Annotated in this window: 17 protein-coding genes; 13 read left to right on the top strand and 4 right to left on the bottom strand. The window is 38.1% G+C overall.

Annotated elements, in window-relative coordinates; translation table 11 throughout:
- The first annotated feature begins 11 nt into the window (after positions 1-11).
- Together ABVT42_RS16745 and hemE are read left to right on the top strand one after the other, a co-directional pair.
- Positions 12-1538, top strand: a complete 1527-nt coding sequence (locus tag ABVT42_RS16745) for an AAA family ATPase (protein WP_353896897.1) — start codon at positions 12-14, stop codon at positions 1536-1538.
- A 167-nt stretch (positions 1539-1705) separates the two neighbouring features.
- Positions 1706-2764 (top strand): uroporphyrinogen decarboxylase, encoded by a 1059-nt coding sequence (gene hemE / locus ABVT42_RS16740; protein WP_353896898.1) that lies wholly within the window; start codon positions 1706-1708, stop codon positions 2762-2764.
- A gap of 49 nt (positions 2765-2813) precedes the next feature.
- On the opposite strand, the gene ABVT42_RS16735 is transcribed toward hemE, so the two are convergent.
- Positions 2814-4991, bottom strand: a complete 2178-nt coding sequence (locus ABVT42_RS16735; RefSeq protein ID WP_353896899.1) for an Ig-like domain-containing protein — start codon at positions 4989-4991, stop codon at positions 2814-2816.
- A gap of 412 nt (positions 4992-5403) precedes the next feature.
- Here ABVT42_RS16735 and coaD point away from each other — a divergent pair, with 412 nt between their 5' ends.
- The 10 genes from coaD (at position 5404) to ABVT42_RS16685 (ending at position 13284) form a co-directional block, all read left to right on the top strand.
- On the top strand, positions 5404-5916 hold the full coding sequence (gene coaD, locus ABVT42_RS16730) for a pantetheine-phosphate adenylyltransferase (RefSeq protein WP_353896900.1): 513 nt from the start codon (positions 5404-5406) through the stop codon (positions 5914-5916).
- A 100-nt stretch (positions 5917-6016) separates the two neighbouring features.
- Positions 6017-6277 carry a YfhL family 4Fe-4S dicluster ferredoxin gene (locus tag ABVT42_RS16725; RefSeq protein ID WP_353896901.1) on the top strand — a complete coding sequence of 87 codons (261 nt, stop codon included), beginning with the start codon at positions 6017-6019 and terminating at the stop codon, positions 6275-6277.
- A gap of 251 nt (positions 6278-6528) precedes the next feature.
- Entirely contained in the window at positions 6529-6939 is a 411-nt protein-coding gene (locus ABVT42_RS16720; protein ID WP_353896902.1) for an ExbD/TolR family protein, read from the top strand.
- A 79-nt stretch (positions 6940-7018) separates the two neighbouring features.
- On the top strand, positions 7019-7327 hold the full coding sequence (locus tag ABVT42_RS16715) for a DUF3301 domain-containing protein (RefSeq protein ID WP_353896903.1): 309 nt from the start codon (positions 7019-7021) through the stop codon (positions 7325-7327).
- Between the two features lie 289 nt (positions 7328-7616).
- Positions 7617-8012, top strand: a complete 396-nt coding sequence (locus ABVT42_RS16710; RefSeq protein WP_353896904.1) for an ExbD/TolR family protein — start codon at positions 7617-7619, stop codon at positions 8010-8012.
- A 230-nt stretch (positions 8013-8242) separates the two neighbouring features.
- Positions 8243-9124 carry an ATP-binding cassette domain-containing protein gene (locus ABVT42_RS16705; protein ID WP_353896905.1) on the top strand — a complete coding sequence of 294 codons (882 nt, stop codon included), beginning with the start codon at positions 8243-8245 and terminating at the stop codon, positions 9122-9124.
- A 2-nt stretch (positions 9125-9126) separates the two neighbouring features.
- Positions 9127-11154 carry a hypothetical protein gene (locus tag ABVT42_RS16700; protein ID WP_353896906.1) on the top strand — a complete coding sequence of 676 codons (2028 nt, stop codon included), beginning with the start codon at positions 9127-9129 and terminating at the stop codon, positions 11152-11154.
- A 3-nt stretch (positions 11155-11157) separates the two neighbouring features.
- Positions 11158-11730, top strand: a complete 573-nt coding sequence (locus ABVT42_RS16695) for a hypothetical protein (RefSeq protein ID WP_353896907.1) — start codon at positions 11158-11160, stop codon at positions 11728-11730.
- Positions 11731-11750: 20 nt separating this feature from the next.
- Positions 11751-12575 carry a bifunctional DNA-formamidopyrimidine glycosylase/DNA-(apurinic or apyrimidinic site) lyase gene (mutM, locus tag ABVT42_RS16690; protein WP_353896908.1) on the top strand — a complete coding sequence of 275 codons (825 nt, stop codon included), beginning with the start codon at positions 11751-11753 and terminating at the stop codon, positions 12573-12575.
- A complete protein-coding gene (locus tag ABVT42_RS16685; protein WP_353896909.1) occupies positions 12556-13284 on the top strand; it encodes a Rossmann-fold NAD(P)-binding domain-containing protein in 729 nt (242 codons plus the stop codon). The genes mutM and ABVT42_RS16685 overlap by 20 nt, the downstream gene beginning before the upstream one ends.
- A 297-nt stretch (positions 13285-13581) precedes the next feature.
- Here ABVT42_RS16685 and rpmG read toward each other — a convergent pair whose 3' ends face one another.
- The 3 genes from rpmG to radC all read right to left on the bottom strand — a co-directional run bounded on the left by rpmG (position 13582) and on the right by radC (position 15022).
- Positions 13582-13737 carry a 50S ribosomal protein L33 gene (gene rpmG, locus ABVT42_RS16680; protein WP_142892448.1) on the bottom strand — a complete coding sequence of 52 codons (156 nt, stop codon included), beginning with the start codon at positions 13735-13737 and terminating at the stop codon, positions 13582-13584.
- A 12-nt stretch (positions 13738-13749) separates the two neighbouring features.
- Positions 13750-13986 (bottom strand): 50S ribosomal protein L28, encoded by a 237-nt coding sequence (gene rpmB / locus ABVT42_RS16675; RefSeq protein ID WP_353896910.1) that lies wholly within the window; start codon positions 13984-13986, stop codon positions 13750-13752.
- 355 nt (positions 13987-14341) lie between these two features.
- Positions 14342-15022, bottom strand: a complete 681-nt coding sequence (gene radC / locus ABVT42_RS16670; protein ID WP_353896911.1) for a RadC family protein — start codon at positions 15020-15022, stop codon at positions 14342-14344.
- A gap of 198 nt (positions 15023-15220) precedes the next feature.
- Here radC and coaBC point away from each other — a divergent pair, with 198 nt between their 5' ends.
- Complete coding sequence (coaBC, locus tag ABVT42_RS16665) at positions 15221-16459, top strand: bifunctional phosphopantothenoylcysteine decarboxylase/phosphopantothenate--cysteine ligase CoaBC (protein WP_353896912.1); 1239 nt, start codon at positions 15221-15223, stop codon at positions 16457-16459.
- Positions 16460-16466 lie beyond the last annotated feature (7 nt).

Genomic DNA, 16466 nt, shown 5'->3' with positions numbered 1-16466 from the left:
GGTGAATCTTATTGAGCTACATCAGTCAGCACAAAAATCAACTATTAGATTCAATAGAGAGTCACGTTCTTTACGCTGACATTTGCTGTGTTGTTATTGGTCAGCCAGGTACTGGTAAGTCTTTTTTTATTGAAAAACTGGCTGAGCGACTTGATAGCAAAGTCAGTACTTCTCAAATACAGGCCTCACAAAGCCTAACTCTCGAACAGTTAGAAAAAACAGTTTCACTTCAATTAGGTTTAGGATGGCAGGCGTCTGAAGCCACGCTTTACCAGCGTATTGCTGAGAGTTTAGATCATCGTGCCCTGCTAATTATTGATGATGCCCATTTGTTATCACAGACTTGTCTAGAGTATTTGATTTCGATGGTTTTTGAACAATTTGAAGCGAAGAAAACCGATCTGTATATTATTCTTTTGGGGGTATCTTCGTTAGCTGAAAAACTGAATCAAACCAGTACTCTTACTAAAAATCCCAACATCTGTGCCGTTTTTGAGTTGCAGCCAATAGAAGGTTCTGAAACCAAAGCGCTCATTGCCGATTTTAATGCTTTGGATGAGCAAGCTGTAGAGTCTCTTTTTGATGAACAAAAAATGCATTATTTTTGGGAGTTAAGTCAGGGTATACCAGGAAATTTAAAATATCAGTTAGAGCGTTGGTTGGCGGAGTCAGATATTGGTAAAGTAACCTTTAGCGCTGAAACAAAAAGCTTAAAAAAATATTTGCAGGCGGCAATTTACGGGATTTTTGCATTATTGTTGATTACAGTTTTAATCTATCAACAGGAGATTAATCAAACGATAGAAGGCGAGCAAACTGAAGCGTCATTACAAAAACAGCCATTATCTGAAAATAATACCCAAAAAGAAATTTCAGTTGAGAATGAAAGCGTTGCAAGTCAACCCAATGAAGAACAATCTGTGCTAGTTGAGAATGAAACTTCTGATATTTCTGAGAATAGAAAGTTTAAAAATGAAAATATCCACTCATCAGAGAGTGTTAAGGGAAAGCAAAGTGAAGAACAAAATACGACTTCTTTATTGACGCAAACTGCATTAGTCAACAAGATTGAAACCTTAGATAACAAGCTCAACAGCTCAGATGATAAGATCGAAGGTACCCTAAACAAAGATGATAATCTTAAAGAAAAGGTGGTTGCGAAAATTTCGCTGCCAAAAAACACCAGCAATTCTTCTGCTAAAACTAAAGAACAAATAGCACCCAAAAATCAACTCACTAAAGATGAAGTTAAATTGTTTGAATATTCTGATTCACAGTTTACCTTACAATGGGCTGCTTTAAGTTCGTTATCCTCCGCACAAGAATATCGAGATGGGCATCCATTAAAAGATAAAATGCTGATTTTTAGAAAGCTAAAAGGCGATAAATTCTTGTATTTGGTTGTTTCTGGACAGTTTAATAGTCATGATGATGCCGAACATACTCGAATTATCTATTTAAAACGGTCTTATCCCGGAAAAGCCTGGATTAAGTCGGCTAAAGCAATCAAGAATGAAATGGCGACGCTAGCTAAGTAGTTTGGAATTGTTTGTATTACACTATGATAAATCCCTTGCTCAAATGACACGTATTTTGATTTTATATAAGATGTTCATATCTAAAAAGCCAGTTTGTCCTTTGTCCGTTTTCTTCTCATCACCGCTGAGTTAAAATTGGCGTCAAATTACCTCTAAGTTGAAAAGTTATGCTTAAAAATGATCGCTATATTAAGGCTGCCTTGTCGCAATCTGTAGATAAAACCCCTGTTTGGATGATGCGCCAAGCTGGACGATATTTGCCTGAATACCGTGAAGTAAGAACTCAAGCAGGAGATTTTATGTCTCTTTGTATGAATCCCGAACTAGCTTGTGAAGTTACCTTACAGCCTTTACGCAGATACGACCTAGATGCAGCAATTTTGTTCTCGGATATATTAACAATTCCAGATGCAATGGGACTTGGCCTTTATTTTAAAGCTGGAGAGGGCCCCGCTTTCCGACAGTCAGTGACAACTGAAAATGACGTGAAAAGACTATTTGTACCAGATGTTTCCGATAAACTTAAGTATGTTATGGATGCTGTCAGTCTAATCCGAAAATCCTTAAATGGAGAAGTACCTTTAATTGGTTTTTCAGGTAGCCCATGGACGCTGGCAACTTACATGGTTGAAGGCGGGGCGACTAAAAACTTTGGGCTAGTTAAAGGGATGATGTTTGAGCGACCAGACTTAATGCATAAAATACTGGATATTTTGGCTCGCTCAGTTACAGACTATTTAAATGCACAAATTGAATCCGGTGCGCAAGCCGTGATGTTATTTGATACATGGGGGGGCGTGCTTTCAACAGCAAACTACCAAGAGTTCTCCCTTCAATATATGCAACAGATTATCAGTGGGTTAAAGCGGGAAGTAAATGGTCAGACTATTCCGGTTACACTATTTACTAAAGGTGGTGCCGGTTGGTTGGAAGTTATGGCTGAATCAGGAGCAGACTGCATTGGCTTGGACTGGACCATCGATATTAATCTTGCCAGACAGCGAATCGGGCATAAGGTTGCACTGCAGGGAAATATGGATCCATGTGTACTTTATTCTAACCCTGAACGAATTAAACAAGAAGTGGGTGATATTTTACAGCGATTTGGTCAAGGCAATGGGCATGTTTTTAATTTGGGGCATGGTATCCATCCAACTATCGATCCTGAAAATGTCAAAGCCTATGTGGATGCTGTGCATGAGTTGAGTGTGCCATTTCATCTATAAAAAAAGCAGGGTTGATACCCTGCTTTTTTAAAGCCATTTATTCTTTTGGTTACTGAACGCTAACGAAAGCAACTGAAGTTACTGTTTTATAGCCTGAAGGTGTAGTAATAGTGACAATAATTTCACCACTGCCTGTTTCATTACCTGCTTTAACCGTAAACCCAAAACCATGTCCGCCATTTTTGTTAGTACTTGGTACCTCAAAAGACGTGGTGCCAACAAGTGAACCTATTGTTGCTTCAAATGAAATTACAGTTCCAGCCGGCATTGGCTGATTGTGTAAATCAGAGATGACGACAGATCCCGTAGCTTGTGACTCAGTAGCTAAGTACATGGTATTATCATTAGGATTATTCGGTTCTATTGAATCTCCGGTGCGTGTGGTGCGAATGAAAGGGGTACTACCCGACATAACTAAGACTAACTGGGCTCTTACATGCACTGATTTTTGACTTGAGCAACCCAAGTGGGCAGGTATTGAGCAAAGAACCCCATTATATTTTTCATCTTTTTCTGTCCAGCTATTATCACCATCAAAATCGACTAGTATTTCGATCTCTCCTCCGTCTTGCTCATCAGGATCAGTTTGCCAAGGGTTAAAAAAGCCATCTTCGTTATGGTCACGGTATGCTTCATCCAAATCATATGGTCTGCCACCAACATCCTTTTCGTACAAGAAATTTTCCATTTCTGACTCATCAAAACGACCATTACCATTGGCATCTGGAAATGATTCTTCTCCTATCGCTGTCCCAATAATAGTAACCCTGCCTCCATAAGGCTGACCAAGAGAGTCAGGGTTTGCAGTCCCATCTGAGAACTTAATCCAGTTATAGGTACTCGGGCCGTTTCCAGCTTCACCGTGAGTCGCGCCAATTGGTCTAGGATTTTGTGAATTCCACGTTACAACACATTGCCCGTCTTCGGTTGTGCAAGAATCATCAATTCGTCCTCCTTCTGTTGAAAAATAAACAACTGTTCCATCAGGAACAGGGTTGTTAAATCCATCGGCAAGAAATGCGGTAATTTGTACTGGAGCCCCTGCAATATCCCATCCTTCCGGATTGTATTGGCTTGCAGCCAGGGTAAAACTGTCTTGATCTGGGATTCCTGTAGAGACGACCAGATTACTTGATTGGGTAACTATTTCAGGGTCACTACCCTCAATTGCAGCAGTAACTCTTACTGAAGCACCTACCGTTCCAGAATTAACAACTGTTTGAACTAGTCCATCTAAGTTTGTTGTAGCTGTGAGAGGATCAATTGAAATTCCGCCAGCACTTGTATTTAGTGAGAAATTAACAACTTCACCATTAAGAGGTTGACCGTTTGTATCTTTTACTCTAAATACCACCGTTGAACTCTCTGAGCCGCCGATACCCCCCGCACCTTGGATTACGATGTTTTCTGGCGTTGCAGAAACAAACTCTATACTGCCAACATCTGCTGATAAAATATTTACTTTTCCAGAGGCAGATAAGGAAATACTACCTGCGTTTGCTGTAGCGCTAATTGTATCGTCACCTACACACCCTTGGGCGAGATAAGTCGTAGAGGCAACACCATTAACAGTGGTTATCGGACTGCTAATTGATGCCGCAGCAGGTGTTGTGCTAGCGCAAGCTGAAGTAAAATTAACTTCGACTGGTTCATTAAAAATATCGCCATTACCATCTACAATTGCAACGGTAACGGTTGTAGTGCCGCCCGCTGAAATTTGTGGTGTTCCTATTGCCGCAACTTTTTCCTGGAATTCAGCGTTTGCAAAGCTCCCCATCGTTAAATTGGTTGCTCCGATAGAAAAAACTAATTTTCCAACTTCACCTGTTTCTACTCTAGCACTAATTGTCCCTGCACCCAAAGAGTTGCCTGCAACAATATCAACACTGGCTTGATTATTGTCATCAGTAATTGCTGTCGGGATAGGAATTGAGCCAATAGTAGAAGAAAATGTCACTATAACTGGGGTAGTAATTCCAGTTACGGTAGCAATTATTCTACCCGGTTGAGATGAAGTGATTGACTGAACTGGGGTATCATCATTAGCAGAAACTAATGTCAAATTAATATTTATCTCTGCAGTAGAATTTGGATCGGTGGGATCCGTTGGGTTTGCTGATTCTTCAAATCCGCCACCACCACATGCCGAGATAAAAGCAAGCAGAACGACAGTTAATGCTAGATAAAACTGTTTAAAAGGTGAGGATACCTTAAATAACCAATCCATCACGGGGTCTCCTATAACCTGTCTTGCAGGAAGTATTGTGATTTATAAATTTTAATAAAGAACATTTAAAATTCAATTTAGATACTCTAGAGCGTACCTAATCATTGTTAATTTTACAATCTTAATCTATTAAAAATATACTAAAAACAAAGAGTTCTTTAACAAAGCTAGTCTAAATTCTAGTAAAATCCAAGTAACTGGTTCTCATTTCATATTTGGATAGAAATTATCGATTATCAATATACCGTTCAATTGTTGGATTTTTAATATCTTAGTGTATGTTTATTTGAGACAATCTGTTAGAAAATAGCGCTTATTTTTATTGAAATTTGACAAAAGGTCATCAATTAATGGGCAACGGGTCGCATATTCCGTTTTTGACCTTAAAAAACAAAGTATTGAGAGTAATGTTATGCCAAAAATCGTGTTATACCCAGGGACCTTTGATCCCGTGACCTGCGGTCATCTTGATTTAATTGAAAGAGCATCCAATTTGTTTGATAAAGTTATTGTTGCGGTTGCCTCCAGTACGACGAAAAGCCCTATGTTTAATGTAGATGAGCGTGTCGAACTGGTGCAACAAGTTGCTCAAAAGCTCGATAATGTGGAAGTTTGTGGTTTTTCAGGTTTATTAGTTAATTTTGCACGTAAGAAAAAAGCCAATGTACTTTTGCGTGGATTACGTGCGGTTTCAGATTTTGAATATGAGTTCCAGTTGGCTAATATGAACCGTCGATTAGCACCTGAAATCGAAAGTTTGTTTTTGACTCCGGCTGAAAAATATTCATTTATTTCCTCTACGCTTGTCAGAGAAATCGCAATGCTTGGTGGAGATGTTAGTGAATTTGTTGCTCCGCCAGTACTTAAGGCTTTACAAAATCGGTTTGAAGAGAAGCAAAACCAAAGTGGTGAACCCCAAAATTAAAAAATAATCCTGGATATAATCGACGATTATTGGTGTGTAGATTTGCTTGGGGTAAAATAAGTAAAGTCGAGTCTAGGATCTAAATTTGCGAGAATAAACTATGTCTCTGATAATTACAGATGAATGTATTAATTGCGATGTGTGTGAGCCAGAATGTCCCAACGAGGCTATTTCTCAGGGCGATGAAATTTATGAAATCGATCCCGATAAGTGTACCGAGTGCGTTGGACATTATGACGAGCCGCAATGTCAGCAGGTCTGTCCTGTTGATTGTATTCCGTTTGACGAAAATAATCGTGAATCTAAAGAGCAGCTGATTTTTAAATACGAAAAGCTGACAGGTAATACTTATTCCGAATAAATATTGAGTCAAAGTTGAGTTATGAAACGTATTACTTTATAAAATAGCCGCTAGACTTATTTCAATCTACTCGTTATAGTTAGCCAGTTACAAAAAAGAATAATAAGACTCAGTAGAGACATTCGGTATAAAACAAGTAATTTTAGTTCTATAATTTAAATTTTAACTTGTTGAAAAATAATAACTTATTTTATTTCTGGAAGTTTTAGCTTATTCAATAACGATAGCTTCCAACAATAGCAGGATTTAAAATGCGCAGACAAAGAAAACAGTACGATGATGATTCCGAAGTAGACATGACCCCCATGTTGGATATTGTATTTATCATGCTTATCTTCTTTATCGTGACGACATCGTTTGTTAAAGAAGACGGTATTGAAATTGCCAGACCACCAGCAAACCCACCACCTGATCAACCGATTAATCCAAATCGACCTATTTTGATTTCGATTAATGCTAATAGTGATGTTGAAATGGATGGCCGTTTAATTGACGTCGATGCAATTCAACCAAATATTGAGACAGCACGGGCTAAAAAACCAAAAGCTGCTGTAGTTGTTATGGCAGACGAGAGTGCAAAGTCAGGTGTAGTGGTTAGAGCGGTTGACCAAGCTAAACTGGCCGGAGCAGGTACAGTAACGGTAATTAAACCGGCAAAATAGTCGTTTAGTTTTCGATGCAGGGGCGACATTCTAGTCGCCTTTTTTGTTTCTTAAATAATATTTAACAAGTGATAATCAAATGAGCAAGGTAATCACCATTTTGGCAATTGGCTTGATCGCTTATTATTGGGCGTATACCCAGAAACTTAAGCAGTTAGCAATGCAAGCTGGAAAGTTACGCTGTCAGGAAGCCGGGGTACAGTTTTTAGACCATACAGTTGTACAAGATAAAGTTGGGTTCGTTAAAGACAGTCGCCAGCGTTGGTGTATTCAGCGGGAATATTTATTTGATTTTACTTCGACTGGAGAGCATCGATACCAAGGTAAGGTTGTTTTACAATCTAAACATATCGTTTCCACTGAATTAGATGCATTTTTAATTAACTAACTAATTAACTAATTAACTAATTAACTAATTAACTAATTAGTAGTGATTTTAATTCTTTACATCTAGAAAAAGCCATTTATCTCAAGGTAATACACCTTCACTCAATATGGGCTAACTTTATATTAAGTTTTAGCTATTTATTGTACTTCCCACGAATTTGTCAGATGCTAGCTTCACGATTAGAGCTGATTTTTCAGGATTATTTAATTTGATTTAATAAAAGTAACTTGATTAAACAATGCGTTTCGCTCTATATTGAAACTGATATTAGCCAAAAAAGGAAAGTGCCATGAGAAGAAAAATGACAACTGAAAGCGCAGATTCACCCGATATGACACCTATGCTTGATATTGTATTTATCATGTTGATATTTTTTATTGTCACCACGACTTTTACTAATGTTAGTGGAATCGATATGAACAAAAGTACAAATCAAGAGAGCAACCAAAAAGATAATCGTGCACTCGTTGTGTCGATTGATGCCGCAGAAAATATTAATTTTCTTGGCAGAATCGTTGATGTCAATGCGCTGCGCGCCAATGTTGAATCAGAGATTGCCAAATCGAAGAAAGCGATTAGTTTTATTGTTAAAACACATGAAGTTGCATCAACCGATGTTTTGATTAAAGCGGTTGACCAAATTAAGCGTGCTGGGGTAACTCAGGTACAAGTGGCGAAGCTTTAGGGCTGTTTTTAGACTATAAATAAGTAGACAAAAATTAAAGCGTATATACTCAATAGCAGAAAATATGCGCTTTATTCCATATATTTCCTTATCCGCTCGCGATAACTTCATCGATGACCTTATCCGTTTTTTTATGTTATGCTATCGATGATGAGTTTTTTCTCAAATATGACATAAAATAAATATCGTTTTCCTTGATTGATTTTTCTAACTTAATGGCTTTGGAGCAAATGTTAAAAATTGAAAAACTCAGCTACCAAGTGCAAGGCCAAAATTTAGTTGATAACGTTTCTTTTCAGTTGCCTGCACCGTGCCGCGTTGCTATTGTTGGGTTAAATGGTGCGGGAAAGTCAACCCTCCTTAATTTAATTGCCGGTACCATAAAAGCCACAATGGGACATATTGGTTTTAACCAGTTTATGCCAAGTGAGCAGGAATATTTTGAACAGTGTGGTTATCAAGCGGCAGATATGTCGGCTTTTTCTCATTTAACTGGCAGAGAATATTTAGAGTTATCCTGTCAATTAAAAAATATTTGTGACTTAAGCGCAATTGATAAGGTCGTTAAAGTCTGGGATCTACAACAGCTAGAAATACCAATGAAAAAGCTGTCACAAGGAAATCTACGCAAACTTATGATTGCACAAGCTTTTCTTGGGGAGCCGAAATTAGTTCTTTTAGATGAACCTTCACAAGCGTTAGATCCCGTCGAGCAGCAACGGTTTATTGACAATATTCAGCAAGCAGGTAAATATACTTTGTGCTTGTTTTCATCGCATCATATTAATGAGTCGGTAGAAATAGCCGATTATGTTTTAATGTTTCATCATGGAAAATTAATCGCCCAGTTGGCTTTATCAGATAAGCAGCAGTTATGGTTGACGAGTCGTTTGTCTCTCTCAAGTATGCAAAAGTTATTACCTGATTTACAAGTACAGTGTACCCATACCAATCACTCTATTTATTTATATCGAGTGAAGTTAACACCAAATTATGAAAACGATTTTGTCACCCAACAATTGAAATGTGCTGACAGCCAATATCAACTATTGGGTTCGTCCAAAAATGCACTTATGCCATTATTTACTTTGCTTGCTAATCAAAAGTTATGACTATGAAAAGTTTATTCGGCATTATAAACCTTCTTGTTCTACGAAGACCCGCAGTTATTTTATTGTTTACTGTCAGTATTTTTTTGCAAGGACTCTGGACACAGTACGCCTATCAAAAATTTTTATATTTACAATCACAAAACCTGGATCAGATTTCTGTTTTCAATGAAATTATTATTCCGCTTGCCGGAATTACATTGGTCTTTCAATGGTTGCTAAGCTTAGTTGTTTGTATTCAGTTTTACCCTAATTTTTCTTCAGCCAATCAGCAAAGCCTTTTAATTTTATCTGCTGTTTCGCGCAAAAAACTTTTAACAATATTTGCTCGCATTTTAAATTGGGTAGGTGGATTGCCTCTTTTAGTATTTACACTGATTACATTTTTATTCTATTTGAGTAGTGCATTAGATTTAGCAAGAGTCGTATTTGTTGTTGTTGCATTAGCACTTATTCAGCTAACAATAAATTGGTTTTTATTATCGATTAGTTTACTTGTTGTTAAACCTCTGATTACATTTTTAGTGGGCTGTTTGTTTATTATCATGCTGGTAACTGCCGAATTGTCAATGCGATTATTTTCCCTTGATAGCATTTGGCAAGGAATAATATTGCCTTATTTTTCATTCAGAGAGGGACTGCTGACTTACGCTGATCTGATCGGGTACTTAGGATGGAATATTTTAGGCTGGTTTTTTTGCTTAGGCCTTTTAAACTCTTGGTCTACTAAACAGGGGGTATTAAGAAATTATTATTCAGGAATTGTGTTAGGCATTTTACTGGTTTTTTCTGCGCTGCTGGTTCCTGGTAAAATTGACTTTACGCATGATCATAGAAATACCCTGTCTTCAGATATTGTTAGCCAGTTAAAACAATATCAAGAGCCGTTACAGATTGTTGCAGTGATTGATGATGAGACCAGCCGAGAACAGATCATTCGCGGTTTTAATATGATTCGAAGCTGGCTGCCACAAAGCCAACTCACATTTCAATCCCGTCAGGCCTTATCTCCTGAACAACAACATACGGGAGAATATTTGGCATTTCATCTTGGTGAACTTCATCAATTGGTAGCTTATCCATTTACACAAGATGTTAAGCGGGTTTTCCAAGGTGCCTTGATACAAATGCTAAATCGAAAATCACAATGGATCACTTTTGTTGAAGGTCATGGTGAAGCAAGCTTATTTGCTAACAAGTCTTCAGATTTAGGACAACTGTATGGTTTATTAAAAGATGCAGGTTGGTCCTCAGCAGCGATAAATTTTGCTAAAACGCCAATCATATCTGAAAATACCAGTTTATTAATCATTCCTGCCAGCAGACAACAGTGGCTACCAGCAGAAGAAAAATTACTGACAGAGTATTTAGAGCGAGGTGGAAACTTGCTTTTACTGGTTGACCCTGAAAGTTATTTTCCAGTTGCTATTCAACAAAAAATTCCTGTTACTCGTTTTTTGGGGACTTTGGTTGATTGGAATGGTTTTCAAAATGGCACCCCACACCCTGCGGTGGTGATTGTTAATCAGTTTTCTCAACATCCCGTGGTGAGTCATATTAATAGTTTACTGGCTTTTCCTTGGAGTGCGGGGCTTAAGTTAAATACCCAATTATTGCAACAAACTAAAGACTGGAATATTGAACCAATAATTACGACACATTCCGGCGTTTGGAATGAATTAGATATTCAAAAAGAGGAGTTGGTTTATAATGCGCAATCGGGAGAGCAGCAACAAGTTTTTGTGCTCGCTTATTCATTCACTAATAACAAGAATAAACAAAAAATTGTTGTAGTTGGAGATAGTCACTTTCTTTCTGACACTGCTATTAATAATTACGCCAATAAACAGTTTTCACTGAATTTAATAAGCTGGTTAACAAACATAGAGCAGACAGATGTACAAGCATTACCGGTTGAAGATCGCTATGTCGAACCTTCCTCCTGGCTTAACTGGAGTCTTTTGTGGGGAACCATGTTATTCTTGCCTCTTAGTATTTTGTTTATTGGATTTAAATTTTTTTGGAAGCCTTAAAGGATGTCTTACTCTAAATTATCGACAAGGCAATGGTTGAATATAATTATATTTTGTATCAGTTTTATGTTTTTGATTGTTGTTTTAATCGGTAAAAAATTTACAGAGTCAGAAATAGACCCAGAAATTGAATCAAGGATAGAGTTACTACCTCAAACTGAACACTTCTCTAACATGAAAGAACAAACTTCTGCGTTTGTTAAAAGTAATGGAAAAGAAGAGTCAGATTATGTATTACAACAAATTGATTTTGGTGATTTTTTTTTATATCGTCGCGGTAAGCAATGGGAAATTAATTCTTCGGAGTTTCGCCAAAAAGTTTCACCTGAAGAAATTGAGCGGGTGGCTTTCAAGTGGTTCCAGTTGCTAGGTTACCCCACGATAAAAGTTACTGATCCGAATTTGTTTGTTGGCACAACTGTTTTGCTATATGTTCAAGGACAATCGCAGCCACTGATTTGTAAAGTTAAGCAAACCAATGACCAGTTTATTTTTTATATAAAACTGATGTCGCTTGGACAAGTATGGCAAATTGATATGAATGTAACAGATGGTCACTCTTATTTTCTTTTTTAAATTCATTAGGGATTAATAAATTGCCTGAATTACCCGAAGTAGAAACCAGTTGTCGTGGCATTGCACCGCATTGTATTGCACAAAAAATTACGGATATTGTTATTCGTGAAAAAAGATTACGCTGGCCAGTTGATCCAGAATTGCCTGCGTTATTTAAAAATAAATTAATATCAAGTGTGTCACGGCGAGGAAAATATTTATTAATTAACTGTGAATTGTCAGGTAAACATCAAAGCTTGATGATTCATTTAGGAATGTCTGGCAGTTTAAGAGTTATAACTGAAAACAGTCCGATTAATAAACATGATCATCTCGATATTGTGTTATCTAATGGAAAACTTATTCGTTACAATGATCCTCGTCGGTTTGGCAGTGTGCAGCTTAATCTGCTTGGTGACACTCATCCTTTGTTAGTTAAATTGGGCGTTGAACCCTTACATGAGTCTTTTAATACCGATTACTTGTTGTCGATTTGTAAAAAACGCCAGGTTGCGATTAAGGCTTTAATTATGAATAGTCATGTAGTTGTTGGTGTCGGTAATATTTATGCACAAGAAGCATTGTTCCGAGCAGCAATCCATCCATCACGCCAAGCCAATCGAATTTCTGTAAAGCGACTAGAAATCTTAGTTGAAACGATTAAGCAAGTTTTAAGTGAAGCGATAGAGGCTGGTGGTAGCAGTCTAAAAGATTTTACCTCTGTAGAAGGTAAACCGGGGTATTTTCAACACACTCATCAGGTGTACGGACGAGGAGGGGAGCCTTGCATCAATTGCGGGCTACCATTAAAGCAAACAACTATTGCACAACGGACTACGGTATATTGTGGAAACTGTCAAAAATAAGCCATCAATTGTATTAGTTGGAAAAGGGCGTATTGGTCTGGCTTTAAGTGAAGAATTAACGGCTAACGGGTTGAATTTCCAACATGCCAGAATTGATTGCCTCAAGGGCTTGTTTTTTCCTGATGATGATTTTATTTCATCTATTCAGGTTTTGGTCATCTGTATCTCTGCTCGACAAAAATCGAAGCAGGGACCAAGTTGGTCCTGGCATCAAATATTTGAAGGCCTAAGTGCGCAAATAGCGGCAGGTAAACTTGTTGTGCAAAATCTTATTTTTGTTTCATCTACGCGGGTTTATGAGGCTATTGATAAGCAAATTGTTAATGCCAAAACATCACCAAAAACACATTCAGAAGGGGGAGAAGGACTTGCTGTAGCTGAAAATATATTGCTTCGAGCTGTTAATAATACCTACATTATGCGTTGTAGTGGTCTTTATGGTGACTTGTATCCGGTTTATACCCCGATTTTGTTAAGTGGAAAAGAAAAAGCCCGGTTTGGCATTGATGCTGCTGAGGTTGTATCAAAGCTGGCGCAACTGGTGAAGAGTGCAATTTATCAAGATCTACAAAAAACAATTGCTTTGCTGACAGATACGTTTGTTTATTATGAGGGGGCGTGTTTAAACTGGGAAAAAGACTTTTCACAAATTAAAAAGTTATCAAGAACGTTTAGAATTTTACAAGATTCGGTCTATTTGCCTAAATGATCCGGCCGTTTTGATGAAGCGGTTGCAGATTGATTGTAGCCATTAAAAGAAGGCATAAAAATAATAGGTTACGCAGCAAGTACAAAATGATATTAAATTAGCTGACGAAGACAAGCTCAAAACTGCTGCAACAGGTTATTTCGTCGTAATGGTTAAAATACCCTGTAAGTATTAAAGCGAATTCTATTTATTTTAGAAAATAACATTTAAATAAATGATAAAGAGCAGTATAAGCTAAAAAACCCAGTATAAACCGGGTTTTTTCAGGCTACTCGGTACACGAGATGTAAGTTAAAGCTACTTGATTTTCGCTTCTTTGTACATCACATGCTTGCGTACAACTGGGTCGTACTTTTTAAATTCAAGCTTGTGTGGAGTATTCTTTTTGTTTTTATCTGTGGTATAAAAATGACCAGTACCCGCAGAAGAAACTAATTTAATTTTATCGCGCATGATTTAGCCTCCTTAGACCTTTTCGCCACGATGGCGAATTTCTGTTAACACTTGATCGATACCTTTTTTATCGATAATGCGCATGCCTTTGGCTGAAACTCTCAGTTTTACAAAGCGGTTTTCGCTTTCAACCCAAAAACGGTGAGAGTGAAGGTTTGGCAAAAAACGACGACGTGTGCGGTTTTTTGCGTGTGATACGTTGTTTCCTGTTGCAGGTCTTTTACCTGTAACCTGACATACTCGTGACATGTTTTTAGCCTCTTAAAATTCTCTACTGTACGCGGCGGATCATTAGTAAATGAATACTGCTAAGTGAAACATCTTCTGGCTATTCGCCTTGCCGCCACACAAAGGGCGCACTTTATACCAAATCGGCGCTAATATTACAACTTTTTGCTCACAATTTTACCAATATATCTGACAAGTTTACGTTATTAGATTCAAGTTAATTGTTACCTAAGGATGAAACTGCCTCAATTTCATTAAGGAAAAATTGTTTGCCGCCACCGGCTTATCGCAAATTTATTATATTTTCGATGATTTGAACCACACCTTCTAAATTGATATGTTCTCTAATTAATGGCTATTAGCTAAAATTTGCAATTCAGAATATATGGCCCTGTTCAGCCAGCGAGATTACCCGGTGAGCAGCAATAATTAAATGATCGAGTAGTCTCACATCAATAATTTCGAGCGTTGATTTAAGTGTTTGAGTAATATCAATATCGGCTTGGCTTGGCTGTATATGTCCTGAAGGGTGATTATGAGCCACAATGATGGCGGCTGCATTCCAGGCTAATGCGCGCTGAATAATAACTCTGGGATGGACGATTGTGGTATTAACTGTTCCATAGAATAATTCTTCATACGCTATGATCTGGTGCTGATTGTCGAGGAAAAGAGCTGCAAATACCTCATTTTTCTGGTTCATCAGACGAGATTGAAAATACTGCTTAACCTGCTGTGGCTTCTCAATAACACTCCCTTTAGCAACTTCTTCAGCTGAGACTCTTTTGTTCATTTCCAGGCAGGCGATTAATTGTGCAAATTTTGCTTCGCCCAGTCCTTTAAATTGGCAAAATTGGGTCTTATTTGCGGTTAATAGTTGACCTAAAGTACCAAAATGCTGAATGATTTCTCGCGCCAGTTGTATGGCATTTTTTCCCTTCACGCCGGTACGCAAAAAAATTGCCAGTAACTCTGCGTCACTTAAAGCTTGTGGTCCATGCTTGAGGAGCTTTTCGCGTGGGCGTTCTTGGCTAGGCCATTGTATAATTTGATGCATGACAAATCCCTTGTTATTCCTGTATAGCGATAAATTAATCGAAATCTTAGTGTGTTGATTTTATAATGCTCTGTCTGTAGGAAAGTCCCTACAAAAAGATTGAGAAATGACGTAAAAGGTCTGCTATTATTCGGGTTAGTGAGTATTCAGTTCGCCTTTATCGCTAATAATAACTATTTCTAATATTTTCCTGAAGGAATGCTTGAGTTGTCGGATAAAAGTTCTTGTAAAAATTTACTACTTGGTATTTCAGGTGGTATCGCTGCTTATAAATGTGCCGATTTGGTAAGACGCCTGAAAGAGTACAATTTTGACGTACAAGTCGTCTTAACTCCTGGTGCTGAGCAATTTATAACCCCAATGACGCTGCAAGCCGTTTCTGGCCATCCGGTTCATCAAGAATTGTTTGATGCAGCAGCAGAAGCTGCGATGGGGCATATTGATTTAGCCCGCTGGGCTGACTTGATTTTAATTGCACCTGCCACTGCCAATACTATTGCCAAAATAGTTCACGGTGAGGCCGATAATCTGCTAACAACGATATTATTAGCCAGTAATGCGCCTTTGTTAGTTGCTCCTGCAATGAATCAACAAATGTGGGCCAATTCGATTACAGAGCAAAATATCGAAAAGTTGTCACAAAGCGGTGTTACTGTGCTGGGTCCTGGTGTTGGTGAGCAGGCATGTGGCGATATTGGCGCTGGGCGAATGCTTGAACCGCAGGATATAGCGCAGCAGGTACATGATATTGCCTTTTCGAATAAACCCTTGGCTGGAAAAACGGTTATGATAACCGCAGGACCAACGGTAGAAGCAATTGATCCGGTTAGATTTATTTCCAATCACAGTTCAGGAAAAATGGGATACGCTCTGGCAAAAGCAGCACGTATTGCAGGCGCTGAGGTTGAGTTGATATCGGGGCCGGTAAATATTCGAGCGCCATATGAAGTTGAGGTAACTCGAGTAACCAGTGCAGCAGAAATGTTGGCCGCAGTAAAAGAAAAAATTGAAACGGTTGATGTTTTTATTGGTTGTGCAGCGGTTGCTGATTATTCACCGGTTGAAGTGTCTTGCCACAAAATCAAAAAAAATGATGAAGTCATGAGTCTTAAACTGCAACGAAATCCTGATATATTGGCTTGGGTTGCTGCTCGCCAAGATAAGCCATTGGTGGTTGGATTTGCTGCTGAAAGCCAGTCACTTGAGTTTTATGCACGTAAAAAACTTGAGAAAAAGAATCTGGATATGATTTGTGCAAATGATATTTGCTGTGAAGGATTAGGATTTAACAGCGAAAATAATCAGCTTTTATTAATGAAAAAGGACGGCTCGCAAATATTGCTGGATATTGCTTCTAAGGAAGTTTTAGCACAGCAGATTATTCAGGAAATTGTCAATCAAATCAGTGATAACTCTCATCGTATCACCAACAAATAGATAAAGT

Origin of the sequence: Aliikangiella maris, assembly GCF_040719265.1 — a bacterium.
Taxonomy (GTDB): domain Bacteria; phylum Pseudomonadota; class Gammaproteobacteria; order Enterobacterales; family Kangiellaceae; genus Aliikangiella; species Aliikangiella maris.
This window is presented reverse-complemented; position numbering and strand designations above follow the sequence as displayed.

Excerpts from the sequence above, each read along its gene's own strand:
- rpmG (WP_142892448.1), bottom strand. The coding sequence starts at position 13,737 with ATGCGCGATAAAATTAAATTAGTTTCTTCTGCGGGTACTGGTCATTTT.
- ABVT42_RS16725 (WP_353896901.1), top strand. The coding sequence starts at position 6,017 with ATGTCTCTGATAATTACAGATGAATGTATTAATTGCGATGTGTGTGAG.
- ABVT42_RS16710 (WP_353896904.1), top strand. The coding sequence starts at position 7,617 with ATGAGAAGAAAAATGACAACTGAAAGCGCAGATTCACCCGATATGACA.
- hemE (WP_353896898.1), top strand. The coding sequence starts at position 1,706 with ATGCTTAAAAATGATCGCTATATTAAGGCTGCCTTGTCGCAATCTGTA.
- rpmB (WP_353896910.1), bottom strand. The coding sequence starts at position 13,986 with ATGTCACGAGTATGTCAGGTTACAGGTAAAAGACCTGCAACAGGAAAC.
- ABVT42_RS16735 (WP_353896899.1), bottom strand. The coding sequence starts at position 4,991 with ATGGATTGGTTATTTAAGGTATCCTCACCTTTTAAACAGTTTTATCTA.
- ABVT42_RS16700 (WP_353896906.1), top strand. The coding sequence starts at position 9,127 with ATGAAAAGTTTATTCGGCATTATAAACCTTCTTGTTCTACGAAGACCC.
- ABVT42_RS16715 (WP_353896903.1), top strand. The coding sequence starts at position 7,019 with ATGAGCAAGGTAATCACCATTTTGGCAATTGGCTTGATCGCTTATTAT.
- coaBC (WP_353896912.1), top strand. The coding sequence starts at position 15,221 with ATGCTTGAGTTGTCGGATAAAAGTTCTTGTAAAAATTTACTACTTGGT.
- coaD (WP_353896900.1), top strand. The coding sequence starts at position 5,404 with ATGCCAAAAATCGTGTTATACCCAGGGACCTTTGATCCCGTGACCTGC.
- ABVT42_RS16720 (WP_353896902.1), top strand. The coding sequence starts at position 6,529 with ATGCGCAGACAAAGAAAACAGTACGATGATGATTCCGAAGTAGACATG.
- radC (WP_353896911.1), bottom strand. The coding sequence starts at position 15,022 with ATGCATCAAATTATACAATGGCCTAGCCAAGAACGCCCACGCGAAAAG.
- ABVT42_RS16705 (WP_353896905.1), top strand. The coding sequence starts at position 8,243 with ATGTTAAAAATTGAAAAACTCAGCTACCAAGTGCAAGGCCAAAATTTA.
- ABVT42_RS16695 (WP_353896907.1), top strand. The coding sequence starts at position 11,158 with ATGTCTTACTCTAAATTATCGACAAGGCAATGGTTGAATATAATTATA.